Genomic DNA, 26,519 nt, shown 5'->3' on the forward strand with positions numbered 1-26,519 from the left:
CGGGAAGGGACGCCGGGGATCGGCGAGGATGGGGCCGTGACCGTCTCCTCCCCGTCCATGGCAGACCACTCCGCGCCCGACGCGTCCGACGCCGCCCTCGTCGACGCGCTCCGGGCCGACCTGACGGGGTCGGGTTTCGACGTCGACGGCGTCGAGGACCTGCTCGGGCCGCTGGCCTCGGCCGCGCTGCACCGGGAGCAGGCGGTGCCCGCGCGACGGGCGGTCGCCGCCGCGGTGCACGGCCGCGCCGCCCGTGAGCAGGACCCCCGGGCCACGCTCACGAGCCTGTTCGTGCTCGGGGACGAGGTCCCGCGCGCCGCGCTCGACCGCGCGCTCCCCGGCACGGGCACCGCCGGGGCGGGCACCGCCGGGGCGGAGCGGCTGGGCCTGGTGGAGGCGTCGGGCACGGGGGCCGACGACGCGGTGCGGGCCGTGACCGACCTGCGGCCGTACGGCGCCACGGACGCCGCCGGCGAGGTCCGCTGGTGGCTCGCCTCCGACCTGGGCGAGCTGGCGACCGGCGGGCGGCTCTCGACGGACCACGTGCTCGGCGCCGGCGGCGCCTCCCTCACGCTCGCCCAGGTCACCGTGCGGACGCCCACCGGGCGGGTCCTCGACCTCGGCACCGGGTGCGGCATCCAGGCGCTGCACGCCGCCCGGCACGCCCGCTCGGTCCTCGGGACCGACATCTCGCGGCGGGCGCTGGACTACGCGGCGTTCAACGCGGCGCTGAACCTCGGGACCGTCGCGGTGGAGCTCCGGGAGGGCTCCATGCTGGAGCCCGTGGCGGGTGAGGAGTTCGACCTCGTGGTCTCGAACCCGCCGTTCGTCATCACTCCCCATGCGGGGGCGGCGGGGCGGGCGGTGGCCAAGGCCCTGGGCGACTACGAGTACCGGGACGGCGGGCGCGCGGGGGATGACCTCGTGCGCGAGCTGATCACCGGGGTGGGCTCCGTGCTCGCGCCCGGCGGCGTCGCGCAGCTCCTCGGCAACTGGGAGCACCGGCGCGGGGAGCCGTGGACCGAGCGGGTCGGCGCCTGGCTCGACGAGGCGGGCCTGGACGGCTGGGTCATCCAGCGCGAGGTCCTGGACCCGGCGGAGTACGCCGAGACGTGGATCCGGGACGGTGGCACCACGGCGGACCGTGAGCCCCAGGCGTGGGCCGACGCCTACGCGGCGTGGCTCGACGACTTCGCGTCCCGCGACGTCGAGGCAGTCGGATTCGGCATCGTCACCCTGCGCCGCCCGGCGGACGGCAGCGGTGCGTCCCGCCTCCGCCGGTTGGAGGAGCACACCGGGACCGTGCGGCAGCCGCTCGGCGCGCACCTGGCGCGCTGCCTCGCCGGGTACGACTGGCTGGCGACGCGGGACGACGCCGCGCTGGCAGCCGCCCGCCTGATGACGGCCCCTGACGTCACCGAGGAGCGGTACCTCACCCCGGGTGCCGCGCACCCCGACGTGGTGATCCTGCGGCAGGGTGACGGCCTGGGCCGCGGCGTCCACGCGTCCACCGGCCTGGCCGCCCTGGTGGGCGCCTGCGACGGCGAGCTCACGGTGGGCCAGATCGTGGGCGCGGTCGCGGCGCTCTTCGAGGTCCCGGCGGACGCGCTGGCGGCCGAGCTGCTGCCCGCGGTGCGCGGCCTCGTGGGCGACGGGTTCCTGATGCCGGAGTCGACACGCCGTTGAAACCGCGTGACGTGGGCGTTTCCGGGAGGTAACGGTCAGGTACTTGCTGCAACTGATTGTGGCTCAGCCAGAGACAGAAGAGCTTTTGACGATTATTTTCCCGTTATGTGGAACTCGACCTGCGACACCTCAAGATGGTCGTCGCCGTCGCCGAGTCCGGCAGCGTGACGAAGGCGGCAGCGACCCTGGGCATCGCCCAGCCGGCGCTGACCGCCCAGCTGAACCGGATCGACCGTGCGCTCGGCGGCTGCGTCTTTGTCCGCGACCGCAGCGGCGCGCGGCCCACCGAGCTGGGTGAGCTGGTTCTCCGGCACGCCCGGGTCCTCCTCCCCGCCATGTCCGCGCTGGCCGACGACGCCCGGCGCATGGTCAACCAGGCCACCGGGCGCGCCGGCGCGCTCCGGGTCGGAACGCTCGGCACCGGGCTGGGCGGGCTGTTCGTCAACGAGCTGCACGGCGCGCTCGGCGGCCTGACGATCACCACGGCCACCCCGGGCTCCGTCGACGACGCCGGCTCCCGGCTGGCGAGCGGGGTCCTCGACGTCGCCCTCGTGGGGCTGTGCTCCGACTTCACGCCGCCGCAGAGTGCCGAGGTCACGTGGACCCGGGTCTGCGTGGACCCGATGTTCGTGCTGCTCGACGAGGGGCACCGGCACGCGGACCGCCTCGAGGTGGAGCTCGCCGAGCTCGCCGAGGAGCGGTGGCTCTACGTGCCCGCGCACGGCTGCACGGAACACTGCTTCGTCACGGCCTGTGTCCGGGCGGGGTTCACGCCCCACGGGCTGGGGGAGGCCGAGTGGACGGCGGCCGTGGACCAGGTGCGTGCCGGGCGTGCGGTGGCGCTCGTCGAGCCCGGCCAGCTGGATCCTGCCGGCGTGCGGACCGTCCCGCTGGCCGGCGCCCCGCTGCGCCGGACGCACTACGTGGGCTGGCGCCAGGACGCGACAGTCCGGATGGACCTCGAGGCGGTCGAGAGCGCGGCGTTCCGGGCCCACCGCGACGCGGTGCGTCGTAGTCCGAACTATGAGCGATGGATGGCTGCGTACGGGGAACTCGTATAGTAGGTGCGGGCCGGTAAGCGTAATCACTTCACGACGGGTGAGCAATGAGGTAAAGCCCTCATAGCGATCGAGTATGACCTGAGTGGTATCTGGGCGTCCGCCGGACGAACCCCTACGTTGAGCGGCACCGGTGTGCACCGGTTCCCCTCACAAAGGAGAAGTTCGACATGAGACGAACCACCACCAGGGCGTTCGCCGTGGCGACGGCCTCGCTGACGCTCCTTGCGTGCTCGGTCACGACGGCCGCGATCGCGGCCTCCGACCCGCTGTCGCAGCCCGACGGCACCTCCGCCTACGAGCCCGCCATGCTCGACGCGATGCGCCGCGACCTCGGCATGGAGAGGGAGCGCGCGGTCGACCGCCTCCAGTTCCAGGCCGACGCCGCCGAGACGCAGACCGCGCTGGCCAAGCAGCTCGGCGCCGAGTTCGGCGGTGCGTGGGTGGACCCGGCCGCCGACGTCCTCTACGTGGCGGTCACCGACGCCGCCGGTGCGGCAGCGGCGAAGTCGGCCGGCGCCACTCCGGTCACGGTCTCCCGCGCCCTGGACACCCTCGAGGCCTACGTGGGCCGGCTCGACGCGCACCTCGCCGACGTCGCTGCCGTGCCCAGCTGGTACGCCGACGTCCCGACCAACTCCGTCGTGGTCAACGTCGCCCAGGGCGGGCTCGGCAAGGCGAAGCAGGCGGTCCGCGCGGCGGGCGTGCCGGCCGACGCCGTCACCTTCACCGTCTCGAAGGAGAAGCCCACCACGCTGATCGACGTCGTCGGCGGCAACGCCTACAGCATCGGCACCTCCCGCTGCTCCGTGGGCTTCAGCGCCACGGGCGGCTTCGTGACCGCCGGCCACTGCGGCCGGGTGGGCAGCACCACGTCGTCACCGAGCGGGCAGTTCACCGTGTCGAGCTTCCCCGGCAACGACTACGCGTACGTGCGCGTGAACTCGGGCAACACCCTGATCGGCGCCGTCAACAACTACGCGGGTGGCCGCGTCAGCGTCGCGGGCTCGACGGCAGTCGGCGTGGGCGCCTCGGTCTGCCGCTCCGGCTCCACCACGGGCTGGCACTGCGGCTCGGTCACGGCCCTCAACTCCAGCGTCACCTACTCGCAGGGCACCGTGTCCGGTCTCATCCGCACGAACGTGTGCGCGGAGCCCGGCGACTCGGGCGGCTCGCTGATCGCCGGCAGCCAGGCGCAGGGCCTGACGTCCGGCGGTTCGGGCAACTGCTCCTCCGGAGGCACCACCTACTTCCAGCCGGTGAACGAGGCCCTCAGCGCTGCGGGCGTCTCGCTCATCCTCGGCGGCGGCACCACGCCCCCGCCCACCGGGACGTGCACCGGCTTCGCCAACAACTACACGGGCTCGCTCTCCTCGGGCGCGACCGCTGTGGTGCCGAACGGCAGCTACTACACGGTGAGCCGCTCCGGCACGGTCCGCGGCTGCCTCGACGGCCCGTCGGGCACCGACTTCGACCTGCACCTGCAGAAGTGGTCGGGCAGCGCCTGGGCCACCGTCGCGCAGGGCATCACCTCCAGCCCTGACGAGTCGGTGAGCTACTCGGGCACCTCCGGGTACTACCGCTTCGTGGTGCAGGCGTACTCGGGCTCGGGCTCCTACGCGGTCGGCGTCACACTGCCGTGACGTGAGACGCGCGGGGCCGCCCTCCTCGGGGGTGGCCCCGCGTCGTCGTGCCGGTCGCCTCCGCTGTCGGGCCGTGTCGGCAGCGGCGCGTACGGTGTGGCCATGACGGTCGACACGACATGGTCCGGACCAGGCGCGGGACGCGGGACTGCCCCGCACCCGGCGGCGCGAGCGGTTGCCGTCGTGGTCGCGGTGGTGGCGGCCTGGGGAGTCTGGGCGTTGTGGCGGTTCTTCGTGGGCACGTACGAGGGCCAGCTCGCCGACCAGCTCGCGCTGGACGGCGCCCGCACGGGTCGCCGCACCCTGTGGACGGTGGCGGAGCCTGTGCTCGACGTCGTCTCCGTCGCCTTCGTGGCGGGCGGCATCGCCACCGCGGTGCTGGTCGCCGTGGTGCGCCGGCGGTGGGTCCTCGCGATCCAGGTGGGCACGCTGGTGGTTGGGGCGAACCTGACGACCCAGGTGGTCAAGCGCTTCCTCGGCCGGTCCGACCTGATCGACAAGGGCGGCTACCTCGACAACACCCTGCCCAGCGGGCACACCACCGCGGCGGCCTCCGTCGCGGCGGCCGTGCTGCTGGTGGTGCCGCGGCGGTGGCGGCCCCTGGTGGCGGTGCTCGGCGGTACGTACACGGCGGCCACCGGGTGGTCCACGTACGTGGGCCAGTGGCACCGGCCGTCGGACGTGATCGCGGCGGTGCTCGTGGTGCTCGCCTGGGCCGCGATCGTCTGCGCCTTCAGCTCGGGCAGCGCGCTGGACCACCCCCGGCGGGCGGGCGACAGCCTGGCGACGCCGGGCTCGGCGGCGGCCGCGGCGCTCATGATCCTGGCCGGGCTCGTGGCCGGAGCGGTGGCCGTCGGCGCGCTCGCCGCGGTCATGGGGTACGACTGGGGGCTGCTCACCGGCGGCGACCTCACCGCGTACGCGGGGGGCGTGCTCGGCACCGTCGCGGCGTCGGCCCTGGCCTTCGCGGTGCTGCTCCTGCTGCGCCAGGCCACCGCCCGGCCCGTCTCGCCGAGCACGTCGCCGAGACAGTCACCTCGTCGGACGAGCTGACTGTCCCGGCGGGGGCGGACCCCTACTTGGAGCTGGAGGTCTTCCGCTTGGCGGGGGCCTTCTTGGTCGCCGTCGAACGGCTGGCCGGGCGCTTCTTCGCCGGGCCGGCGGCGCGCTTCTCCGCCAGCAGCTCGATGGCACGCTCGGCGGTGATCGACTCGGGCGTCACGTCGCGCGGCAGCGTGCGGTTGGTCTCGCCGTCGGTGACGTACGCGCCGAAGCGGCCTTCCTTCACGGTGATCGGCTTGCCGCTCGTCGGGTCGTCGCCGAGCTCGCGCAGCGGCGGCGCGGCCGCGGCCCGCCCACGCTGCTTGGGCTGCGCGTAGATCGCGAGGGCCTCCTCGAGGGTGATGGTGAACATCGCCTCCTCGGACGGCAGGGTGCGCGAGTCCGTGCCCTTCTTCAGGTACGGCCCGTAACGCCCGTTCTGCGCGGTGATCTCGGCGCCCGACTCCGGGTCGGTCCCGACGACGCGCGGCAGCGACAGGAGCTGCAGCGCGTCCTCGAGCGTGATCGACTCCAGCGTCTGCGACTTGAGCAGGGAGCCCGTACGGGGCTTCGGCAGTGCGGCGAGCGCGCGCTTCTTCGCCGCGGCGGACAGGCCCGGGTCGAGCTCCGGCTCGGGCAGCACCTCGGTGACGTACGGGCCGTAGCGGCCCGCCTTGGCCACGATCGGGTGGCCGGACTCGGGGTGGTGGCCCAGCACGCGGCCGTCGTCGGCCCCGGCCGCGAGCAGCTCGCGCGCCTTCTCGACGGTCAGCTCGTCCGGCGCGACGTCGTCGGGGACGGACGCGCGCGGCGGGGTGCCGCCCTCCTCGATCTCGGCCGCCAGGTCCTCGACGTACGGGCCGTACCGGCCCACGCGGACGCGGATCCCCTCGCCGATCGGCACGGAGTTGATGGCCGCAGCGTCGATGTCGCCCAGGTTGTCGACGAGCGCCTTCAGGCCGCCGCCCGTGTTGTCCAGGCCGCGGTCGTCGGACGTGCCGACGTTGCCCGGGCGCTCGCCGAAGTAGAACTCCTGCAGCCAGGCGACGCGCTCGCGCTGGCCGGCCGCGATCTCGTCGAGGTCGGCCTCCATCGCCGCCGTGAAGTCGTAGTCGATCAGACGGTCGAAGTGCAGCTCGAGCAGGTTGATCACGGCGAAGGCGAGCCACGTCGGCACCAGCGCCTGGCCGCGCGACACCACGTAGCCGCGGTCCTGGATCGTCGAGATCGTCGCCGCGTAGGTGGAGGGGCGGCCGATGCCGCGCTCCTCCAGCGCCTTGACGAGCGACGCCTCCGTGAAGCGCGCGGGCGGGTTGGTCGAGTGGCCCTCGGCAGAGAGGTCCGACGCCGACAGCGGGTCGCCCTCGGACATGCGCGGCAGGCGGGCCTCGCCGGCCTTGCCGCCCTCCGCGGACTCCGTCTCGTCGGTGCCCTCCTCGTACGCGGCGAGGAAGCCGCGGAACGTGATGACCGTGCCGGAGGCAGAGAACCCGGCCTCGGTACCGGTCAGCTCACCCGACGTGATCGTGGCGCCGAGCCGCACCGAGGCGGTGGAGCCCTTGGCGTCGGCCATCTGCGACGCGACGGTCCGCTTCCAGATCAGCTCGTACAGCCGGAACTGGTCTCCGCTCAGCTCGCCGGCCACCTGCGCCGGGGTGCGGAACGAGTCACCGGCGGGTCGGATGGCCTCGTGCGCCTCCTGGGCGCCCTTGTTCTTGGACTGGTAGAGGCGCGGGGCGCCCGGCACGTACTCGGGCCCGTACAGCTCGGCGGCCTGCCGGCGGGCAGCGTCCGTGGCCTCGGAGGACAGCGACGGGCTGTCCGTACGCATATAGGTGATGTAGCCGTTCTCGTACAGGCCCTGCGCGGTGCGCATGGCCTGGCGGGCCGACATGCGCAGCTTGCGGCCCGCCTCCTGCTGCAGCGTGGAGGTGGTGAACGGTGCCGCGGGGCGGCGCGTGTACGGCTTGGTCTCCAGCGAGCGGACGCGGAACGCCTCGCCGTCGAGCCCCGCGACGACGGCGCGCGCGGTGCTCTCCTCGAGCTGGGTCACGCCGGTGCGCACCTTGAGGCGGCCACGGTCGTCGAAGTCACGGCCGCTCGCCACCCGGTCTCCACCGAGCTGGGTGAGCCGGGCGCTGAAGGCGGGCTCGCCGTCGTCGGACACCGTAAAGGTGCCCGTCACGTCCCAGTAGGCCGCGGGGACGAAGGCCATGCGCTCCCGCTCGCGCTCCACGACGAGGCGCGTCGCGACCGACTGGACGCGTCCGGCGGACAGGCCCTGGCGGACCTTGCGCCACAGGACGGGCGAGACCTCGTAGCCGTAGAGGCGGTCGAGGATGCGGCGCGTCTCCTGGGCGTCGACCAGGTCCTGGTCGAGCTCGCGGGTGTTCTCCAGCGCGCGGAGGATCGCCTCGCGGGTGATCTCGTGGAAGACCATCCGCTTGACCGGGACCTTGGGCTTGAGCTCCTGGATCAGGTGCCAGGCGATGGCCTCGCCCTCGCGGTCCTCGTCCGTGGCCAGGTAGAGCTCGTCGGCGTTCTTGAGAGCGCGCTTGAGCTCGCTGACCTTCTTCTTCTTGTCGGCGTAGACCTCGTAGTACGGCTCGAACCCGTTCTCGACGTCCACCGCGAACTTGCCGTAAGGACCCTTCTTCATGTCCGCAGGCAGCTCGGACGGCTGCGGGAGGTCGCGGATGTGGCCCACGCTGGCCTCGACCTCGAAGTCGTCGCCGAGATAGCTCTGGATCTTGCGAGCCTTCGTGGGGGACTCGACGATCACGAGCTTGCGTGCGTGGGGCATCCGTTCCTGCTTCCTGGGTCCTGCGGGGGAGGGGAGGTGCCGGTCATCTGGCGCCGGGGTAGTTCACGGTACGCCACCGACGTCGTCCTGCACCCTATCGGGGCGACCTGGGAGGTGCCCGAGGATTCCGCGTGCTGGTGCGGCATGTCACCCGTGAGCCGTCCGGCGTAGCCTCGGGCACATGACCGATCCTCGCTCGTTCGCGCCCGGCCTGACCGATGACGACCTGGCCGGCCTGGCCCCGGATCCTCAGGACGCGCCGCCCGTCCGGTGGGGCGTCCTCGGCGCCGGGAACATCGCGTCGTCGTTCGCCGACGGCGTCCGCGAGTCCACCCGAGCCGCCGTCGTCGCCGTCGGGTCGCGGGACCTGGCGAAGGCCGAGGCGTTCGCCACGGCCCACGCTCCCGGGGCCCGCGCCCACGGCACCTACGAAGAGCTGGTGTCCGACCCCGACGTCGACGTGGTCTACGTGGCCACTCCTCACTCACACCACCACGAGCACGCCCTGCTCGCGATCCGCGCGGGCAAGCACGTCCTCGTCGAGAAGGCGTTCACACGCAACACCCCCGAGGCCCAGGAGGTGCTCGCGGCCGCGAAGGAGGCCGGGGTGTTCTGCATGGAGGCCATGTGGACACGGTTCCTGCCGCACGTCGCCGCCCTGCGCGGGGTGATCGCGCGCGGCGAGATCGGCGAGGTCGTCACCGTCTCCGCCGACTTCGACATCAAGGTCCCCTACGACCCCGCGCACCGCCTCTTCGCGCCCGAGCTCGCCGGGGGCGCGCTCCTCGACCTCGGCATCTACCCGCTTGCGTTCGCCCACGACCTGCTGGGGGTCCCCTCCGCCGTGACAGCGGTAGGGACGCTCGCGGCCACCGGCGTGGACGACCATCTCTCCATGGTGCTGTCCTACGACTCCGGCGCCCAGGCGCTCCTGCACACCTCGACGCGTGCGCAGGGGCCCTGCACCGCCGTCGTCGTGGGGACCGAGGGGCGCATCGAGGTGGACAACTGGTTCTTCACGCCCACCGGGTTCCGGGTGGTCCGTAACGATGGTGCGACCTGGGACTACGAGGGCTTCCGCGGCGAGGGCAAGCAGTACGAGGCCGCCGAGGTGGCCCGCCGTCTGGCCGCCGGCGAGACGGAGAGCCCGCGCATCTCCTGGGCCGCCACGCTCGAGGTCATGGGCTTGCTCGACGAGGTGCGCCGCCAGGTGGGCGTGGTGTACCCGGGCGAGTAGGCCGGTTCAGCCCTGGGGGCGGAGGGCGATCGCCATCGCCTCCAGGGCCAGCAGCGGCGCCACGTTGCCCTCCAGCCGGCGCCGGGCCACCGCGATCGCATCCATGCGGCGCACCGTCTGCTCGGGCGTGGAGTCCGCGGCGAGGCTCCGCACCGTCTGGGCCAGCTCCTCGTTCACCAGCTCCACCTCCGCACCGAGCTGCACCACGAGCACGTCCCGGTAGAGCGACAGCAGGTCCACCATGGCGCGGTCCAGCACGTCCCGCTGGTGCCGGGTGGCGCGCCGCTTCTGGTCCTCCTCCAGGCCCCTGAGCTGCGACCTCAGCTTGGGTGGCAGCGTCTCGCCCTCCCCCACACCCAGCGAACGCATCAGCTCCGCCCGCTCGACGGCGTCGCGCTCCTCCGTCGCGGTGCGGGCCTCCTCCTTCGCGAGGTTCACCAGCTCGTCAGCCGCCAGCACCGCGTCGCCCACCCCCCGGATCCGGCGGGCCAGCCCCAGCACCGCCGTGCGGCGCTCGCGGGCTCCGGCGTCCCGTGCGAGGCGGCGGGCCAGCCCGACGTGGCTCTGCGCCGCCCGCGCGGCGCTCAGCGCCACGGCCGGGTCGGCACCGTCGCGACGGACGAGCAGCTCCGCGACCGCCTCGGCCGGTGGCACGCGCAGCACCACGCCGCGGCACCGCGAGCGGATCGTGGGCAGCACGTCCTGGACGCTCGGGGCGCACAGCACCCAGACGGTCTGCGGGGGAGGCTCCTCGATGGACTTGAGCAGCACGTTGGTGGTCTGCTCCGCCATGCGGTCGGCGTCCTCGACGACGATCACGCGCCAGCGGCCCTGGGAGGGGGTGCGCACGGCCGTGCCGATGAGGTCGCGCACCTCCTTGACGGTGATGATGACCTTCTCGGTGGCGACCAGCGTCACGTCCGGGTGCGTGCCCCCCAGCGTGGTGGTGCAGGCATGGCACCGGCCGCACCCGCCCTCCAGGCACTGGAGCGCGGCGGCGAACGCCCGCGCAGCGACGGACCGGCCCGACCCGGGCGGGCCCGTGACCAGCCACGCGTGCGTCATCGCCGACGGGTTCTCGACGGCGGCGCGGAGCGTGGCGACGGCCTGTTCCTGGCCCACCACGTCGTCCCAGACGGTCACGCCTCCACCGCCTCCTCGACCACGGGGGTGAGCCCGAGCCGGGCCGCGACGTCCACGCGGATCTGCGCCTGCAGGTCGTCCACCGGGGCGTCCGCGTCGATCACGAGCCAGCGGCCCGGGTCTGCCGCCGCACGCGCCACGAACGCCTCTCGCGTGCGGCGGTGGAACTCGTCGCCCGCGCGCTCGAGCCGGTCGGGCGCGTCGTCACGGCCGTCGCGGCGCGTGGTGGCCACTGTCGGGTCGAGGTCCAGAAGGACCGTGACGTCCGGGAGCAGCCCGTCGACGGCCCAGAGGGACAGACGTTCCACCTCGTCCGCGTCGAGCGCGCGGCCGCCCGCCTGGTAGGCGACGGAGGAGTCCAGGTAGCGGTCGGTGATGACCACCGCGCCGCGCTCCAGCGCGGGGCGGATCAGCGACGCCACGTGGTGGGCGCGGTCGGTGGCGTAGAGCAGGGCCTCGGTGCGGGGGTCCACGTCCTCGCCGTGCAGCACGGCGGCGCGGAGCTCCTTGCCGAGGGTGGTGCCGCCCGGCTCGCGGGTGACCACGACCTCGCGGCCCGTGAGCTCCGCCAGCCACTCGCCGAGCAGGCGCGACTGCGTGGACTTGCCGACGCCGTCGCCGCCCTCGAACGAGATGAAGTACCCGGGTGTGCTCACGCCGCCAACCCTATCCGTGAGGACCGACACCCCACCTGCGCGCGCGGCACGAGGCACACCGTCGCACGATGGGTGCATGGAGCCGACCCCGGACAGGACCCCCGTCAGCGAGCTCACCGACGACGAGGCGTGGGAGCTCCTCGCGTCCCAGCGGGTCGGCCGCCTGGCCACGGCCGCCGCGGGGATGGCGGACATCTTCCCCGTCAGCTTCGCCGTCGACGACCGCTCGATCCTGTTCCGCACCACGCCAGGCAGCAAGCTCGTGGAGCTCACCGTCAACAGCGAGGTCGCCTTCGAGGCCGACGAGATCGACGAGAGCACCGCGCGGAGCGTCGTGCTGCGCGGGCTCGCGCAGGTCGTGGAGGAGGACGAGGCGGTGCTGCGGGCGGAGCAGCTCCTGCCGCGCACGTTCTCCGGCGAGGACGACAAGGACACCTGGGTCCGCATCACGCCCATGGCGATCCGGGGCCGCCGTCTGACCCGCGGCTGACCGCCGGCACTCCCGTAGACGGCACCCACACCGCACCCGCTGCCCGCTGCCCGACGGCGGGGGCGCGCCTCCTTTCGCGAGGCGCCGCCCCGCCGTCGGCCGTGTTGCTGTGCGCGCGAATAGCGGGGCCGACGGTGAATTTCAAACTCCGAATGCTTATTGTCTGAAATGCGTCACGTGGCTAGGCTCGCTGCGTCCACCGCCCGATCTGACTGTGCCCCGCAGCTACCCCGAAGGAGCCGCGAGCGATGAAGATCCTGCTTCTGGCCTCAGCATTCAACGGCCTGACCCAGCGCGTCTGGTGCGCCCTCAGAGAAGAGGGGCACGACGTCGGCGTCGAGCTCGCTCCGGCGTTCCCCGGCCCCGCCGCGCTGACCGCGGCCGTCGAGAGCGCTGATCCGGACCTGATCCTCTGCCCGTTCCTCAAGCACCGGGTGCCTGCCGCCGTCTACGAGCGCTGGCCCACCGTCGTGATCCACCCCGGCCCCGTGGGCGACCGCGGCCCGTCGGCCCTGGACCACGCGATCCTCACCGGACGGACCCGCTGGGGGGTCACCGCGCTGTCCGCCGTCGAAGAGCTGGACGCCGGTCCCGTGTGGGCCACGTCGGTGTTCGACCTCCCGGCCGAGCAGGTCTCGAAGAGCGCCCTCTACAACAGCCTGGTGGCCGACGCCGCGATGGCCTGCGTGCGGGAGGTCCTGCGCAAGGTCGCCGAGGGCGTGGGCCCCGTGCCGGCCGAGGAGCTTCCCCGCGTCGTCGAGGGCACGAGCGAGCTGCCTCTCCTGCGCCGGGCACACTTCCGGCTCGACTGGACGCTCCCCGCCGCGGAGCTCGCCCGGCGGGTCGCCGCGGCCGACGGCTCGCCCGGCGCACCTGCCGAGGTGCAGGGCCGCTCGGTCTGCCTGTTCGACGCCGCGGCCACCGACGAGGACCACGGCGCCGCCCCCGGCACCGTGGTGGGTCGCAACCTCGACGCCGTCGCGATCGCCACCGGCCGCGGCACCCTCTGGGTGGGCCAGGCCGCCGAGCTGGGCGAGCACCGGCGCGGCCCCAAGCTGCCGGCGGCCGCGGTCATCGACGCGCGGGAGGCCCCGTACCGGATGGTGCCCGACGTCCTCGCCGAGACCAGCTACGTCCGCGACGGCGACATCGGCTACCTCACGATGCGGTCGTACAACGGCGCCATGTACACGGAGCAGTGCCGCCGGCTCGCCACCGCGGTGGAGAAGGCGCTCACGGAGGACACGCGCGTGCTCGTGCTCCGCGGCACGGAGCACGCGTTCTCGAACGGCATCCACCTCGGCGTCATCGACGCGGCCCCGGACCCCGCCGCGGAGGCCTGGGACAACATCTGCGCCATCGACGAGCTGTGCCTCGCGATCGCCACCGCCGAGCAGCTCACGGTCGCCGCCTTCACCGCCAACGCGGGGGCCGGCGGCGTGATGGCCGGGCTCTGCGCGGACGTCACCCTCGCCCGGGACGGCGTGGTGCTCAACCCCTACTACGACATGGGCATCTTCGGCTCCGAGCTCCACACCTGGAGCGTCGCCGGACGCGTCGGCACGGGGCGGGCGGAGCGGCTGCTGAGCCGCAAGCTGCCGATCTCGGTCACGGAGGCGGCCCGGATCGGGCTGGTCAGCGCCGTGGGGCCCCGCGAGTGGGGTGCCTTCTCCGAGTGGCTCGCTGCCGCCGCCCAGGGGTACGACGAGCCCGCGACGCTCGGCTGGATGCTGGCGCAGAAGGCGGAGCGCCGGGCGCGCTCCAGGCCGCTGTCCTACTACCAGACCATCGAGCTCGCCGAGATGGCGCGCGACTTCTTCGACGACCGGAACGGGTTCTCCGCCCAGCGGCGCGCGTTCCTGCGACGGACCCCTCCGACGGAGACCCCGGCGCGGCTGCGGTTCGCTTGAGGCCGCCCGTGCAAGGCACGCCTGCCCCGGCACATTCTCCGGGTGAGGGTGCACGCCCTCGTGGGTGCTGGTGACGGGTGAAAGGATCGCTTCATGATGCGACGTACGGGATCCGGTCTGCTCCTCGGCGTGAGTGCTGCTGTTGCGCTCCTTGCTCTCACCGCCTGCGCGCAGCAGGTGGACACGCCGGGCGGTGGCGGCTCGGCGTCGCCGTCGCCCGAGGCGAGCACCGGCGGGGGCGACGAGGCGTCGCCCAGCCCGACCGCGACGTCGTCGGGCGCCGAGGCTCCTGTTGACGCCGCCGCGATGCCGCTGGAGCCCGGGGCCACCGGCCGCGGCCTGCCCGACGGCGTGCCGGGGTCCATGGACTCCCCGGCCGGCGCGGCGTGGTCCCCCGAGGAGGGGCTACTCTACGTGGTCACGTACGGCTCGAGCTCGTGCCCCTCGCTCGCCGAGCCGGAAGCCACCGCTGACGGCGGCACCGTCACCGTGAGCCTTCTGCCGCCCAAGGACGGCATGTGCACCATGGACTGGGCACCCACCACCACGGTGGTCGCCGTGCCCGCCGGGACGGATGAGGCCGCGCCGGTGAGCATGGTTCTCGGCACCCACGGGACGGTCGAGGTCCCGCCGCGCGCGACGGCGGGCGAGACCGGGGAAGCCGCATGGGTCGGCCTCTCGTGAGGGTGGCGTGTCTATTCAGGGAACCGTCAAGAAGTGCCCGGTGAGTACCGATAGGTTGTGCGGGTGATTCGCCCCGCTCGCCGTTCGCCCGCGGCCGTCGTCTCCTGCGTCCTGGCCACGGTGCTGCTTCTCGCTGCGTGCGCGGCGCCCCCCAAGGTGCAGACGACGCTCGCCGAGCCCGGGACCGTCGCCGGCACCCCCGACCCTGACGCCGTGGCTGCCGGGGCGGCAGCCGGAGCGCCCGCCGGGTTCGAGGCCTACTACGGCCAGCTGCTCGAGTGGACCGACTGCGGCAGCGGGTTCCAGTGCGCCACGGCGGACGCCCCGCTCTCCTGGCAGGACGCGGCGTCGGGCACCATCGAGGTGGCGCTCAAGAAGGCACCCGCCCGGGGGAACAAGGTGGGGTCGCTGCTGATCAACCCGGGCGGGCCGGGCGGCTCCGGGGTCGAGCTGGTCGAGGGCATCGACAGGTTCGGGGGGCGACTGCGCGACGGGTTCGACATCGTGGGCTTCGACCCGCGCGGAGTGGGCCGGTCCACGCGGGTGGTGTGCCTCGACGACGCAGGCCTCGACGAGTACCTCACCGCCTCGTACCCGCAGGACGAGGAGGGCCTCGAGGAGATGGCGCAGAACGTCCGCGAGTTCGGCGCCGCCTGCGCGCAGAACACCGGCGCCCTCCTCGGCAACGTCGACACGCAGAGCGTCGCCCGCGACCTCGACATGCTCCGCGCCGTGCTCGGCGACCCGAAGCTGAACTACCTCGGCTACTCCTACGGCACCGACCTCGGCGCCACCTACGCAGGCCTCTTCCCGGACCGGGTGGGCCGGCTCGTGCTCGACGGCGCCGTGGACGTCACCCTCGGCTCCGACGAGATCGCGGAGGAGCAGGCCGTCGGCTTCGAGAACGCGCTGCGCGCCTACGTGGCCGACTGCCAGGACGGGCCGAACTGCCCGCTGGGCGGCAACGTCGACACCGGGCTCCGGCAGGTGCGGGCCATGCTCGACGACGCCCTGGACCACCCGATCCCGACGTCCGGCAAGCGCGAGGTCACCCAGTCGCTCGCCTTCTACGGCGTGGCCGTGACGCTCTACGACGAGGGCAACTGGGCGATCCTCACGGAGGCGCTCACCGAGGTGTTCCAGGAGGGCACCGGTGACACGCTCCTGTACCTCGCCGACTTCTACAACGACCGCAACTCGGACGGCACGTTCAAGTCCAACTCCACGGAGGTCTTCAAGGCCGTGGGCTGCCTCGACGACCAGGCGGAGGAGGACCTCGGCAAGATGCGTGACCTCGCCGGCCACATCGAGCAGGTGGCGCCCACCGTGGGGTCGTTCTTCGCGTACTCGGGCCTCTCCTGCGTCGACTGGCCGTTCCCGCCGGTCCAGGACGCGTACGACGTGTCGGCCCCGGGCGCCGCACCCATCGTCGTCATCGGCACCACGAACGACCCGGCGACGCCCTACAAGTGGGCGGAAGGCCTCGCGTCGACGCTCCAGTCGGGCGTGCTGGTGACGTACGAGGGCGAGGGGCACACCGCGTACGGGCGCTCCAATCAGTGCATCGCCGGTGCTGTGGAGAACTACCTGGTAGACGGCACGGTGCCCCGCGACGGGCTCACCTGCTGAGGTTCCGGCGGGGGCGCTTGCCGGGCTTCGGGCCGGGCGGGCGAGGTGTGACGGGGGCCGCAGGTTTCGCTTTGGAGTCTGGGCCAGGTGTTGGGTACAGTTGGGGCCGCTCCCCGAGCCACGCGGTCACGCGAGGTCGACGTTGGGCGCGCCGCCTTAGCTCAGTCGGTAGAGCGTCTCACTCGTAATGAGAAGGTCGTGGGTTCGATTCCCACAGGCGGCTCCGCACAGAAACCCCGCTCCACCAGGGAACTCGTCCCCGGTGAGGCGGGGTTTCTGCTGTCTCACGCCGTGTCCTCCTCGTCGTCGCGCACCCCCCGCGCACCCCCGCCCCTGTTGAGCCGGTCCAGACCCGCCTTGTCGGCACCCGTCCCGAGGAAGTGCACGTACCGGTTCGTCGTGGCGATCGACTCGTGTCCGCACCACGCCTGAACCGTCCCGGGATCGACCCCGTAGGTCAGCCACAGGCACGCCGCCGTGTGCCGCAGGTCGTGAATCCGACGCCCCCCGAACGTGTTCTTGGCGTCGAGCGTCCGCAGGACAGGAGCCCGGTGCAGCTGCGCCCCGCGCGTCGTGGTGAACAGCAGGTCGTGCGGCTTCTTGCCCTCGGCCAACTCGCGCACGATCGGCAGAACACGATCCGCGAGCGGCACGCGACGGGACCGCCCGCCCTTGGTCGCCTTCCGGTCGATCCCCTCGGACTGCGACCGCCGCACGAGCAGGCCCGGCGTCGGAACCTCCATCAGGTCTGCCACCTGTAGCGCCCGCGCCTCACCCCACCGAAGGCCCGTCCAGCCGAGCACGAGCAGGATGTCAGCGAGCCGCTGATCCCGAGCCGCCCACACCGCATGACGCTGCTCCAACTCCGCCTCGGTGAACGGGTTCATCTCCACCTTCTCCTCCGAGGACCGGGGCACCTTGACGCCCGTGACCGGGTTCACCGCGATCAGCCGTTCCCGGACGCACCAGGCGAAGAACGCCGACAGGCTCGCCCGGTACCGGACCACCGACGACTCAGCCAGCCCGGACGCACGCAGCGTCTCGAACGAGCGCGAGACCTCCCGGTCCGTCACGGCCGACAGATGGAGGTTCTGCAGCGCTGTCGGCATCAGCCTGCCCAGGTCCGCATCGGCCCGGTACGTCTTGACTGCGACCGTGCGACTACGGACCGCGAGCCAGCGCACCAGAACGACGCTCACGCGCTCCTTGCCCGCCCGAGGATCGAAGCCACCATCGAGCGCGGCCCGCTCACGCTTCAGCCAGGCCACCGCCTCCCGCTTCTCATCGAACGTGCGGGACGCGATGAACTGTCGCCCGCTCTTCAACTGCGCTCGCCACCGGCCGCCCGGCGTCTTCGTGACCGTCATGCCGCCACCTTCTCCAGCCAGGCCGTGACGTGGTCACGGCGGTAACGAGGCAGCGAGGGGGACAGCCACGTCACCCTCGGGCCCTTGCCAGCCATGCGCCACCGGCACACGGTCGACGGTGCGACGCGCAGCCACGCCGCCACTTCTTCTGTCGTCATGTACTGGTCCATCTCCCCCTGCCCTCCGTGTCGTGGGGTCTCACGCGGTGTGTCGGTTGTTGGCCTTCCACTTGGCGTATTCGCGGGCGCGTGCAGCTGCGGCGTCTGCGAGGGCTTTGTCTCCGGTGTTGAGCCAGCCGGAGCCGTGGAAGTCCCAGGAGCCGATGACGAGGGTTGTCTCTTCGGCGTCGGCCGCCAGGAGCCGCGCTTCGAGGTCGGCCAGGTCGAGGGGTTCGCCCGCGCGGTCTGCCTCAGCGCGCAGGCGTGCGTAGCGGGCTCGAGCCGTGCGCAGCCGTCCGAGGCTGATCGTGTAGGCGCGGGACTTGGACGAGAAGTGCCCACGGAAGGCGAGCATCCGGGCCCACTTGCCCAGCAGCCGGTACGGGCCCGTGACGCACTCACCGCACCAGCAGCCGTCGTCGTCGTTACGGTCCGGGCCGTCCCAGGTGCGGCATGCCGTGGCGGCACGCTCGGCGAGCCAGCGGGCGGTCTGGACCATCCGGGCCAGGTGCGGGCGGGGCGCTGCCGGGTCGGCCCCGGTGGACTTGGTGGAGTACTTCGCCAGGTACCCGGCCACCTGCTCAGGCGTCAGCCCGTCGGTGCCGTCAGGGTTGTCCGGCAGGCCGGTGCGCACGATCCGCACGTCCCACTGCGCCCCGAAGGACAGGGAGCGCGGCGCGTCTGCACCGTCGACCGGAGGAGCGGTGAACTCCACAGCTTGAATGGCGTGCTCGACGGCGGCTTGCAGGGCCTGCCCGTCCAGCGGGGCGGGGTTCCCGGCACCGGACAGGCGCGCGTCCTTCGGGGCGGTGTTCGGGCCGTCCAGGCGCACCAGGGCGTGGAAGTGGACCATGCCCCGGGCCTGGAACTCGGCCACCTTGGCGTACTCGACCTGGGCCCGCTCGCGCAGCCCGGACTCCGAGGTCCCGAGCAGGAACGCCAACCGGCGGCGCAGCGCGATGGTGAACCGCCGCCACAGCTCTGGGGACCACCACTGCCAGACCACGGCCGAGGACCAGTCGTAGCAGTCGGGGCACAGCGGCTCACCGACCTTGGCGTCGGTGTCGGTGTGCTTGGTCCAGCACCACATCGGCCGGCCGTGGGGGCACGTCTTGCCCTTGCCCTGCGGGCGGCACGGCAGAACCTTCTTCCCGTCCTCCGTCGTGCGGATCGCGTGGACGTGCCCGAACGACGGCGCGGTGAGCGTCGCGAACACCAGCGGGTTGTCAGCGACCTTCGCGGGCACGGTCTTGCCGCCCAGGGCACCGGCCCGGATCATCTCGAACGTGTCCCGGGCATACACGCGCGAGCAGGCCGGGCACACGTCCGCACGCCGGTTCCCGCACGGGGTGTACAACTCACCCAGCGGGGCATCCTTCGACGCGAACGAGCCCAGCACCTCACCCGTGCGCGCGTCCACCGTCATCGAGGACCCGACCAGCCGGATGGGGTGCGAGCAGAACCCGACCCGCTCCGCGGTCTCGGCGAACTCCAGCATCGACTTGTCCCGCAGCCGCCCGAGGATCCCCGCCACCGCCGCGCCGGACAGGTCCCCGAGGTCCAGAGGCGCATCCGGCCCGAACCCCGGGAACCCGGTGAGCGTGGCGGTCATGCTGCCCGCCCGAGGTGCTCCAGACCCGGCAGGGTGTCCTGCACCGGGTGCAGCTGCTCGACCGGCTCAGCGTCGGGCAGGTCCGCCAGGTCCGGGACGGTGCGGTCGTGACCGGCCCAGAACCCCGCCGTGGTCTCCGTCGTTGCCGTGGCCACGTCGCACGCCGCCAGCACCGGGCACGCAGCACAGACCTTGGCCATGCGAACCCGGTCCCACGACGAGGCGTCCTCAGCGGTCCACGGCAGATCGCGCACCTCAGGATGGGCACACAGCGCACCGAGCATCCACGACGTGTTCATGCCGTCACCCCCGCCACGTCCAGACCCGGGAGGGTGTCCTGCGAGACCGCGAGACGACCGAGCCGAGGACGACGGGCCACCGGCTCAGCAGCCACCGGCACGGGTGCGGGCTCCGACTCGACCACCGGCACGGGCTCGACCACCACGGAGGCCACGGGCTCCGGCACCACGACCGGCACCGGCTCGACGGCGGGAGCGGGCTCCGGCGTGGGTTCGTCGGTGACCACGAGGGAGGCGAGCGCGTGCGTCGAGGTCAGCACCGACAGCGGCGCGAGGGCGACCAGGACCACGCCGACCAGGGCTTGCAGCTGCGGTCCCACGTCGTAGGCGTGCGCGGCGTTCGCCCCGACCGACACGACCGTGAAGCCGAGCATCAGGAACCACGCCCAGGCCGACGAGCGACCACGAGCACGGAGCACGAGCGCGACCAGGCCGTAGACGAGCACGGAAGCGTCGATCACGACCGGGACCAGGAACGCGATGCCCTCGGGCACCCGACCCCACAGCGCGGCGTCGCGCAGCGAGGAGAACGACAGGGCGAACGAGGCCAGCGCGACCGCGACCGTCAGGACGACGGTGAAGGCCAGGACCGACCGCGAGTCGGCAGCGATCCGAGCGGCGGGGCGGCTCATGCTGCACCGTCCTTCGAGGCAGCCGCAGCCGCCCGAGGAGCACGAGGCTTGCGCGGGGCGCGAGGCTTACGCGGCCGGGCCGGAGCGTCACCGTCCGGGACCACGACCAGGCCCGGACCCTCAGCAGGCGCAGGCTCAGCCACCACAGCCGGAGCAGCTGCGGGAGCGTCGGGGGCGAACCGGACCGGAGCCGGGTACGTCGCGGCCGTCTCACGGATCAGGTCGTCCGGCCAGTACACGGCGCGGACCTTGTCCGTGGTGCCGTCATCGTTCACGACGAACGCGGTGCCCTGGTGGGTCGGGTTGATCCGGTGCGCGGGAGCGACGCCGGCCATACCGTCCCCGAGCACCATCCGCACCTCGTCCGCCGAGCGCAGCCGCAGCGCGATCGTCTGAGTGAACAGGCCACGGGCCGGGACGGTCTCCTTGCGCGGGTCCTGCACGCACGCCACCACCGCGACGCCGAGCGCCCGGCCCTGGGTCAGGATCTCGGCGAACAGCCGGGAGGCTTCGGCCTTGGTCTCGTTGTCCCCGTACGCGGTCAGCGCCGCGAGTTCATCGATCAGCAGGACGTGCAGCGGCTCGGAGGCCGTCGGGACGTGCTGGCGGGTCTGCCCGGCCATCGCACGACCGCGACGCTCGATCACCTCCAGCAGCCGCCGCAGCACCACGATCGCCTCTTCACGCGAGTCCGCGATCGTGCAGAACAGCGGCGCACCGATCCGGGCCTCGACACCTCGCTTCAGGTCGATCGCCCACAGCCACACCAGCCCCTGCGCCACCGCCGGGGCCAGGCCACCGGCCACGCCCCAGAACATCGACCCCTTCCCGGAGCCCGAGCAGCCGACCACGAGGGTGTGCCTGCCCATGACCTGCAAGTCCCAGCGCGAACCGTCCTGACGACGACCCATCGGCACCACGTCCGTCGTCACGGCCTCCGGCAGCGGAGCGACACCACCAGCGCCCAGGTGCTCGGTCAGGACCAGGGACAGGTCAAGATCCGTGGGGCCCGCGGGCTTGGCGACGTGACCGAGCGCGCCGTACGCGGTGGCGATCTTCGGCACCGCGCCTTCGAGCGTGTCCAGCGTCTGCCCGACCAGAGCCCGGATACGCAGCGTGACCACACCATCGGTCACCCGGACCCGGATCAGCGGCGGAGCCGTCACCACCGGACCAGCCGGACCGGTCACCGACCGGGAGATACCGCACTCAGCAGCGACCGAAGGCCACCGGGCAGAGACCCGCTGCGCGACGACGAACCCCGGACCCTGCGGGGCGACCTTCGGCCCCGTCCAGCCCGTCACCTGCCGCCACACCACCACGACCAGACCCGGCAGCACGCCCACGGCCACCGAGCCCCACGCCGCACGCAGCGCCGCCTCACGCATCGGGTCGGGCTGGATGCGGTACCCGATCCAGCAGAACCCGGCCACCACCAGGCACAGCGCCACCCACGCCCGAGCACGCCAGCACCACGCCAGCCACCGCCAGCACAGCCGGGCCACCAGGCCCAGCACCTTCCACGAGACCCGCGCCACGCGACGAGCCCTGACCCCCGGGGCGGCAGACACACCCACGCCTGCCGCCCCCGCCGTCGTCTCAGTCATCTCAGGCAGCCGCCTTGTCAGCCTTGGCCGACTCGCCCGGGGCGCACAGGCCCTCAGCGCGGAACGACCACGCCAGACGCGGCCGGTTGCCGTTGTCGTCCACGTACGGCAGCGCCGACAGCCCGATGAACTCCACCGGCGTCCACGGGAACGGCGTCTTGTTCTGCGGCGGCACCGGCTGGTGCGGCGCGGCGATCTTCACCGTCACCGCCGTGTCCTTCTTGCCCGCCTCCTCGTCCGCGTCCAGCACCACGACCTGCCACAGCAGCAGGCCCGTCTCCTTGTCCCGCTGCTGCGGACGCGAACCGTCCGCCTTCTTCTCCGCCTGGAAGTCGAGCACCGGCTCGACCTCACCCTTGAGGAACGCCCCCTTGGGGAACACGTCCTCGTGACCCACCACGAACCGCTTCTGCATCGCCATGTCTGCATCTCCCCTGTTCGTAGACACCGACTTGGTGTCCTAGGACACGAGCGTACGCGTACTAGGACACCTTGCCAAGGGGGAGAGCCGAAGTCGGGGGAACTCGTTCGTGACCTGCGTCGATACAGAAGCGGTCAGGCGGTGAACTCGTGAGTCAGCCAGTAGTCAGCCGGGTTGACGCCCTCGCCGTACTCCAAGATCTGACCGCTCTCTGCCAGGAACCAGGAACGAGTCAGCAGCACCGGCGACCCCTCGGGTACACCGAGCGCATCCGCGTGGGCGGCCGTGGCCGCGCTGGCGCTCAGCATCTCCCTGCCGGACGCGAGGCGAAGCCCGAGCGTCTGGGCCAGGTAGCCGAACGTGCCCTTGGGAATCCGCTCCGTAGATAGCAGCTGCGGGGCACCCTCGGCGTAGGCCCCCGGGATCCACGACACCGATGCCGACACGGGCACCTCGCCCGCGAAACTGACCCGCTCTCGCCGCACGACAGGCGAGCCGTCCGGCACGCCCAGCGCTTCCGCGACGTAGCCGGGAGCATCCACCATCTCGGAGGACATGACGCGGGCCCGCTTCTTGCCGCCGTAGATCTGCCCCTCGGCGGAGGCGGAACGCTTCAAGTAGGCGCGGCCGCTGCTCTCGACGGAGCGAGCCCGAACCACCGTACCGACACCGGGCACCGGCTCGACAAGGCCGAGGCTCCGAAGGTGTGCGTGGACCTTGGTGCCGGTGGCAATTGCTACGCCCCAGCGATCGCGAATCTCGCGCGCGGAAGGGATCTTGCTGCCGACGGGGAGCGCCCCCGACTCGATATCGGCGCGGATCTGCTGGGCGATCTGTAGGTATGGGTGCTCGGATCGTTCGATAGTCACAACTGTTCCTCGGGTTGGCGTCCTAGAACACCATACGCCGGTAGTACACCGCAGTTGAACCCTTTGCCCGCAGTCCGGACCGGCCGTGAGGAGTTTCCTTACTGGTTCAAGGCGCGGCTTCGCCGCGCGTACGGCCCGCCCGGGCGGGGCCCCGCGACAGGGCCCCGCGCTCCGGCGCAAGCGCCTCCGCGCACCCCGTCGCACCCCACCCGGCGAGCCGAACACGAGAACGACGAAGACGGCCCCGAGACCAGTACTCCAGTCTCGAAGCCGTCACACGATCTTCCGTTCTCACCGAACTACAGCCCGCCGGGGGTCAACCGGAACCGAAAAGAGACAGGGGATCGGTCCCCGTCTCCCTCCGGCCCTCGACCGACGCGGAGCCTCACACGGAACCCGCCGGCATGTCTACCCCTGGGCCGGACCAGGGCTTGCAGCTGCGGGCTCCGAGGTCGAGGCCCAGGGGTAGACATGACGGCAGAACCCGTGTGCGAGACGGCCCCGCGCCGAGGGCCGGAGGGAGACGGGGACCGAGGACCCCACCCATGGGCACAGCCCACAACCCGCTCGCGAACCGTGCACCCCCGGCGCACCCCCGGATCGAAAACCCGTGGTCGAGATGCACGCCATGCACGCGGAGTCATGCCGATGCGAACCGCCCGCCGGACCACTGGTCGCTCTCGTAATGAGAAGGTCGTGGGTTCGATTCCCACAGGCGGCTCAGAAAGGCCCGGAATCCTGCGGATTCCGGGCCTCGCTGTTTGTGTTACATGGTGCTGGCTCACCAGGAACTCACCACTATGACGCGGCGAACCGCTCCAGGATGCTCCGGTGGTCTCGACGGCGGTCCCGACCGTCTGTCGGAACGTATGGGGAGTGATCCTCCCGTCCCACTCGCGCTCCTCGCCCCCGTTCAGGCGATCGACGGCGCCCACGTCGGAGGCGAGCATCGACGACATCGAGGCGGACCTGCTCGGTGACGACTGATCTGCTGCCGATTGTCTTCCTCGACGCCAATGTCCTTGCCAAGCCAGTCGGCCGCCGACCAGGTAACTGTTCCCCGTCCCGGCCTCAAAGGGGGAACAACCACCTGGTCGGCGGTAGCGCGGGGTGCGCGCGGCCACCTAGATCTGCTTCGCCCCCACGACCTGGCCGAACAGCTTGCCCGTGATCGTGAACCCCATCCGCTCGTAGAAGTCCTGCGGGCCGCCCTCGCCGGGCACCCAGAGCACGGTGATCCGGGACTGCCCGCGCCGCCGGGCTTCGGTGGCGACAGCCTCGACGGCGAAGCGGCCGACGCCGCGGCCCTGCGCGTGGGCGGCGACGAGGAGCCGCCAGATGCCGCACTGGAGCTCCTCGATCTCGTGGTACGGCTCGAAGTTGGCCATCACGAAGCCGACCACCGCGTCGCCGTCGTACACCAGCCGGGGCCACGCCGACGGCGACACGTACGCGTGGGCCAGCGAGTCGGCGACGGACGCCACAAAGGTGTCCTGACCTGGCCCCACCTCCAGTCGCAACGCCTCGCCGATGTTGTCGGGGGTCAGCTCAGCGAGCCGGTAGGAGGCCATGTTCGCGATGCTAGCGAGCACCTCCGACACTTCCGAGGGCCGCCAGGCCGTCTGACAGGATGCGGCCATGGATCCCACCCGGCGACCCGTGCCACGCGCTGTCCGGACCCGAGCCGCGGTCGCCGCGGTCCTTACCGTCGCCGCAGGCCTCGGCGTCCGCGCGGCCCTCACCGGCGACCTCGCGAAGTTCGCCGGGGACGCCCTGTACACGGTGCTCCTCGTCTGGCTGGTCCTCGTGGTGGCCCCGCGGACGCGCCCGGTCGGGGCGGCCGTCGTCGCCCTCGCGATCAGTGTCGCCGTCGAGCTGTTCCAGCTCACGGGGGTGCCGGCGGCGCTCTCGGAGCACCTGCTGGCCCGGCTCGTGCTCGGTTCCACGTTCAACGCCCCGGACCTGCCCTGGTACGCGGTCGGTGCCCTGGCCGGGTGGGGCCTCGCGGTGCTGCTCGTCAGCCGAACGTCACCGTCGGTGGCCCTCGGACGGCGCGGACCTCCCGGCATGAGGCCCACGGCGCCGGCACTCGGCGCCGGGGCGTCGCGGTCTCACCGCCCCGCGGCCTCACCCGCCACGGCGAGGTCGGCGACCAGGGCAGTCATCGCTGCCTCGCGGTCGGCGCTCTCGCGGAGGCGCAGCAGGGCCGAGGGATGCGTCGTGAGCACCACGCCGGGCGCGTAGCCGTCGTCGGCTCCGGGGCCGGGCACCGTCTCGCCGTCGAGCACCCGGCCGCGCTCGGCCCCGATCCGGACGGTGCGCCCCAGCACGGCTCGCCCGGCGGTGGCGCCCAGCGCGACGACGACGCGCGGCCGAACCACCGCCAGCTCGGCCGCGAGCCAGGGCAGGCACGCACGGATGTGGGCCACGTCCGGCGTCTTGTGGAGGCGCCGCTTGCCGCGCTGCTCGAACCGGAAGTGCTTGACGGCGTTGGTCACGTACACGTCGTCGGGGGACAGGCCTGCCGCGCCGAGCGCCTCCCCCAGCACCCGCCCTGCCGGGCCCACGAACGGCTCGCCCTCGAGGTCCTCGCGGTCGCCGGGCTGCTCGCCGACCAGCGCGATCCGTGCGTCGGGCGGCCCGGCCGAGAACACCACCTGCGTGGCCCCGGCCCAGAGCTCGCAGCCACGGCAGGCGTGCGCCGCCTCGGTGAGCCGCTCCACGTCGGCGTCGGGCGGCACCCACTCCTGGGCGCCGGGCCTGCTGGTCCCGTCGGCCGGCACGCGCACCACCTCCTCGTCCCACCATGGCCCGGGCGGCCGTCACCGGCACACGGACGCCGCGGACGGCGGCTAATCTCGTGTCCCATGTGGAGCTTCGGCAAGCGCAAGCCTGTGACCTATCTGCTGGGCGAGCCCGTGGAGGACTACCCCGCGATCGCCCCGGAGGTGCTGCGCGGGCGACCGCTGCGCATCACCGAGATCGGCGAGCCCGTGCTCCATACCCCCACGCGCCGTGTCACCGAGTTCTCCACCCCTGAGCTCGCCCGGCTGATCGACGACATGTTCACCACCATGGAGGTGGCCGAGGGCGTGGGTCTGGCGGCGACCCAGGTGGGCTCCGACCTGCGCGTCTTCGTCTACGACCTCACGGACGAGAACGGCGACCGGCACGTGGGTCACGTGGTGAACCCGGAGCTCGAGGTCGACCTCGAGGCCGAGCCCGAGGTCGAGGAGGAGGGCTGCCTCTCCGTGCCGGGTGCCTTCGAGCCGCTCGAGCGGCCGGGCGGTGCCACGGTGCGCGGGGTGGACCAGCACGGCGGGCCGCTGCAGCTCACGGCCACGGGCTATCTCGCGAGGTGCTTCATCCACGAGACGCAGCACCTCGACGGGCTGCTCTACTGGGACCACCTGAGCCCCGAGCTGCAGCAGGACGCCCTGCGGCAGCGGGACGAGAACCGCGCGAACGTCCTCGCCGGCCGTCACGAGATCGCGATCGAGCTGGAGATGGCCCCGGCCGAGTACCCGGAGCAGCCCCCGGGCAAGTAAGTCTTCCGCCGGTTCGGCGGTTCCAC

23 protein-coding genes, 1 tRNA gene and 1 pseudogene are annotated in these 26,519 nt (G+C 72.6%); 12 read left to right on the top strand and 13 right to left on the bottom strand.

Annotation, left to right across the window (positions count from 1 at the left end; genetic code table 11):
- The first annotated feature begins 57 nt into the window (after nucleotides 1-57).
- The 4 genes from D1350_RS01390 (at nucleotide 58) to D1350_RS01405 (ending at nucleotide 5,440) form a co-directional block, all read left to right on the top strand.
- Complete coding sequence (locus D1350_RS01390; RefSeq protein WP_125773932.1) at nucleotides 58-1,686, top strand: DUF7059 domain-containing protein; 1,629 nt, start codon at nucleotides 58-60, stop codon at nucleotides 1,684-1,686.
- 107 nt (nucleotides 1,687-1,793) lie between these two features.
- Complete coding sequence (locus tag D1350_RS01395; RefSeq protein WP_240643807.1) at nucleotides 1,794-2,747, top strand: LysR family transcriptional regulator; 954 nt, start codon at nucleotides 1,794-1,796, stop codon at nucleotides 2,745-2,747.
- Between the two features lie 167 nt (nucleotides 2,748-2,914).
- A complete protein-coding gene (locus tag D1350_RS01400) occupies nucleotides 2,915-4,387 on the top strand; it encodes a S1 family peptidase (protein WP_125773112.1) in 1,473 nt (490 codons plus the stop codon).
- 102 nt (nucleotides 4,388-4,489) lie between these two features.
- Complete coding sequence (locus D1350_RS01405; RefSeq protein ID WP_125773115.1) at nucleotides 4,490-5,440, top strand: phosphatase PAP2 family protein; 951 nt, start codon at nucleotides 4,490-4,492, stop codon at nucleotides 5,438-5,440.
- 22 nt (nucleotides 5,441-5,462) lie between these two features.
- On the opposite strand, the gene topA is transcribed toward D1350_RS01405, so the two are convergent.
- Nucleotides 5,463-8,231: a type I DNA topoisomerase gene (gene topA / locus D1350_RS01410; protein ID WP_125773117.1), complete on the bottom strand. Its 2,769-nt coding sequence runs from the start codon at nucleotides 8,229-8,231 to the stop codon at nucleotides 5,463-5,465.
- A 181-nt stretch (nucleotides 8,232-8,412) separates the two neighbouring features.
- Between topA and D1350_RS01415 the strand changes: the two genes are divergently transcribed.
- Nucleotides 8,413-9,468 (top strand): Gfo/Idh/MocA family protein, encoded by a 1,056-nt coding sequence (locus tag D1350_RS01415; RefSeq protein WP_125773119.1) that lies wholly within the window; start codon nucleotides 8,413-8,415, stop codon nucleotides 9,466-9,468.
- A 6-nt stretch (nucleotides 9,469-9,474) separates the two neighbouring features.
- Here D1350_RS01415 and D1350_RS01420 read toward each other — a convergent pair whose 3' ends face one another.
- Both D1350_RS01420 and tmk read right to left on the bottom strand, forming a co-directional pair.
- A complete protein-coding gene (locus tag D1350_RS01420; RefSeq protein WP_125773121.1) occupies nucleotides 9,475-10,611 on the bottom strand; it encodes a DNA polymerase III subunit delta' in 1,137 nt (378 codons plus the stop codon).
- A complete protein-coding gene (gene tmk / locus D1350_RS01425) occupies nucleotides 10,608-11,267 on the bottom strand; it encodes a dTMP kinase (RefSeq protein WP_240643808.1) in 660 nt (219 codons plus the stop codon). The genes D1350_RS01420 and tmk overlap by 4 nt, the downstream gene beginning before the upstream one ends.
- A gap of 76 nt (nucleotides 11,268-11,343) precedes the next feature.
- Here tmk and D1350_RS01430 point away from each other — a divergent pair, with 76 nt between their 5' ends.
- The 5 genes from D1350_RS01430 to D1350_RS01450 all read left to right on the top strand — a co-directional run bounded on the left by D1350_RS01430 (nucleotide 11,344) and on the right by D1350_RS01450 (nucleotide 16,203).
- Nucleotides 11,344-11,757 carry a pyridoxamine 5'-phosphate oxidase family protein gene (locus D1350_RS01430; protein ID WP_125773125.1) on the top strand — a complete coding sequence of 138 codons (414 nt, stop codon included), beginning with the start codon at nucleotides 11,344-11,346 and terminating at the stop codon, nucleotides 11,755-11,757.
- A 248-nt stretch (nucleotides 11,758-12,005) separates the two neighbouring features.
- Nucleotides 12,006-13,667, top strand: a complete 1,662-nt coding sequence (locus tag D1350_RS01435; protein WP_125773127.1) for an enoyl-CoA hydratase-related protein — start codon at nucleotides 12,006-12,008, stop codon at nucleotides 13,665-13,667.
- Nucleotides 13,668-13,760: 93 nt separating this feature from the next.
- Complete coding sequence (locus D1350_RS01440) at nucleotides 13,761-14,351, top strand: hypothetical protein (RefSeq protein ID WP_125773129.1); 591 nt, start codon at nucleotides 13,761-13,763, stop codon at nucleotides 14,349-14,351.
- A gap of 63 nt (nucleotides 14,352-14,414) precedes the next feature.
- On the top strand, nucleotides 14,415-15,980 hold the full coding sequence (locus tag D1350_RS01445) for an alpha/beta hydrolase (protein WP_240643809.1): 1,566 nt from the start codon (nucleotides 14,415-14,417) through the stop codon (nucleotides 15,978-15,980).
- A 150-nt stretch (nucleotides 15,981-16,130) separates the two neighbouring features.
- Nucleotides 16,131-16,203: transfer RNA gene (locus tag D1350_RS01450), tRNA-Thr, on the top strand.
- Nucleotides 16,204-16,264: 61 nt separating this feature from the next.
- Here the strand turns inward: D1350_RS01450 and D1350_RS01455 are convergent.
- The 9 genes from D1350_RS01455 to D1350_RS01495 all read right to left on the bottom strand — a co-directional run bounded on the left by D1350_RS01455 (nucleotide 16,265) and on the right by D1350_RS01495 (nucleotide 24,516).
- The gene (locus tag D1350_RS01455; RefSeq protein ID WP_125773131.1) at nucleotides 16,265-17,347 is read right to left on the bottom strand and encodes a tyrosine-type recombinase/integrase; all 1,083 of its coding nucleotides are present in this window, start codon (nucleotides 17,345-17,347) and stop codon (nucleotides 16,265-16,267) included.
- Nucleotides 17,344-17,505, bottom strand: a complete 162-nt coding sequence (locus D1350_RS01460) for a helix-turn-helix transcriptional regulator (protein WP_240643810.1) — start codon at nucleotides 17,503-17,505, stop codon at nucleotides 17,344-17,346. Before D1350_RS01460 ends, D1350_RS01455 begins: the two co-directional genes overlap by 4 nt.
- Before the next feature lie 40 nt (nucleotides 17,506-17,545).
- Complete coding sequence (locus D1350_RS01465) at nucleotides 17,546-19,117, bottom strand: replication initiator (protein ID WP_125773135.1); 1,572 nt, start codon at nucleotides 19,115-19,117, stop codon at nucleotides 17,546-17,548.
- Entirely contained in the window at nucleotides 19,114-19,416 is a 303-nt protein-coding gene (locus D1350_RS01470; RefSeq protein WP_125773137.1) for a hypothetical protein, read from the bottom strand. Before D1350_RS01470 ends, D1350_RS01465 begins: the two co-directional genes overlap by 4 nt.
- On the bottom strand, nucleotides 19,413-20,048 hold the full coding sequence (locus tag D1350_RS01475; RefSeq protein ID WP_125773139.1) for a DUF2637 domain-containing protein: 636 nt from the start codon (nucleotides 20,046-20,048) through the stop codon (nucleotides 19,413-19,415). Before D1350_RS01475 ends, D1350_RS01470 begins: the two co-directional genes overlap by 4 nt.
- Nucleotides 20,045-21,655, bottom strand: a complete 1,611-nt coding sequence (locus D1350_RS01480) for an ATP-binding protein (protein ID WP_206074382.1) — start codon at nucleotides 21,653-21,655, stop codon at nucleotides 20,045-20,047. Before D1350_RS01480 ends, D1350_RS01475 begins: the two co-directional genes overlap by 4 nt.
- Before the next feature lies 1 nt (nucleotide 21,656).
- Entirely contained in the window at nucleotides 21,657-22,076 is a 420-nt protein-coding gene (locus D1350_RS01485) for a plasmid replication, integration and excision activator (RefSeq protein WP_125773141.1), read from the bottom strand.
- A 134-nt stretch (nucleotides 22,077-22,210) separates the two neighbouring features.
- On the bottom strand, nucleotides 22,211-22,945 hold the full coding sequence (locus tag D1350_RS01490) for a GntR family transcriptional regulator (RefSeq protein ID WP_164544989.1): 735 nt from the start codon (nucleotides 22,943-22,945) through the stop codon (nucleotides 22,211-22,213).
- A 1,124-nt stretch (nucleotides 22,946-24,069) separates the two neighbouring features.
- A complete protein-coding gene (locus D1350_RS01495) occupies nucleotides 24,070-24,516 on the bottom strand; it encodes a GNAT family N-acetyltransferase (protein ID WP_125773145.1) in 447 nt (148 codons plus the stop codon).
- 67 nt (nucleotides 24,517-24,583) lie between these two features.
- Here D1350_RS01495 and D1350_RS01500 point away from each other — a divergent pair.
- Nucleotides 24,584-24,919 (top strand): annotated as a pseudogene (locus D1350_RS01500) (ribosomal maturation YjgA family protein); the annotation flags it as partial.
- Nucleotides 24,920-25,056: 137 nt separating this feature from the next.
- Here D1350_RS01500 and D1350_RS01505 read toward each other — a convergent pair.
- Complete coding sequence (locus tag D1350_RS01505; RefSeq protein ID WP_240643811.1) at nucleotides 25,057-25,728, bottom strand: UdgX family uracil-DNA binding protein; 672 nt, start codon at nucleotides 25,726-25,728, stop codon at nucleotides 25,057-25,059.
- 84 nt (nucleotides 25,729-25,812) lie between these two features.
- Between D1350_RS01505 and def the strand changes: the two genes are divergently transcribed.
- Nucleotides 25,813-26,493 (top strand): peptide deformylase, encoded by a 681-nt coding sequence (gene def, locus D1350_RS01510; protein WP_125773149.1) that lies wholly within the window; start codon nucleotides 25,813-25,815, stop codon nucleotides 26,491-26,493.
- Nucleotides 26,494-26,519: the final 26 nt, after the last annotated feature.

The sequence above is a fragment of the Antribacter gilvus genome (genome assembly GCF_003946865.1).
In the GTDB taxonomy this organism is placed as follows: domain Bacteria; phylum Actinomycetota; class Actinomycetes; order Actinomycetales; family Cellulomonadaceae; genus Antribacter; species Antribacter gilvus.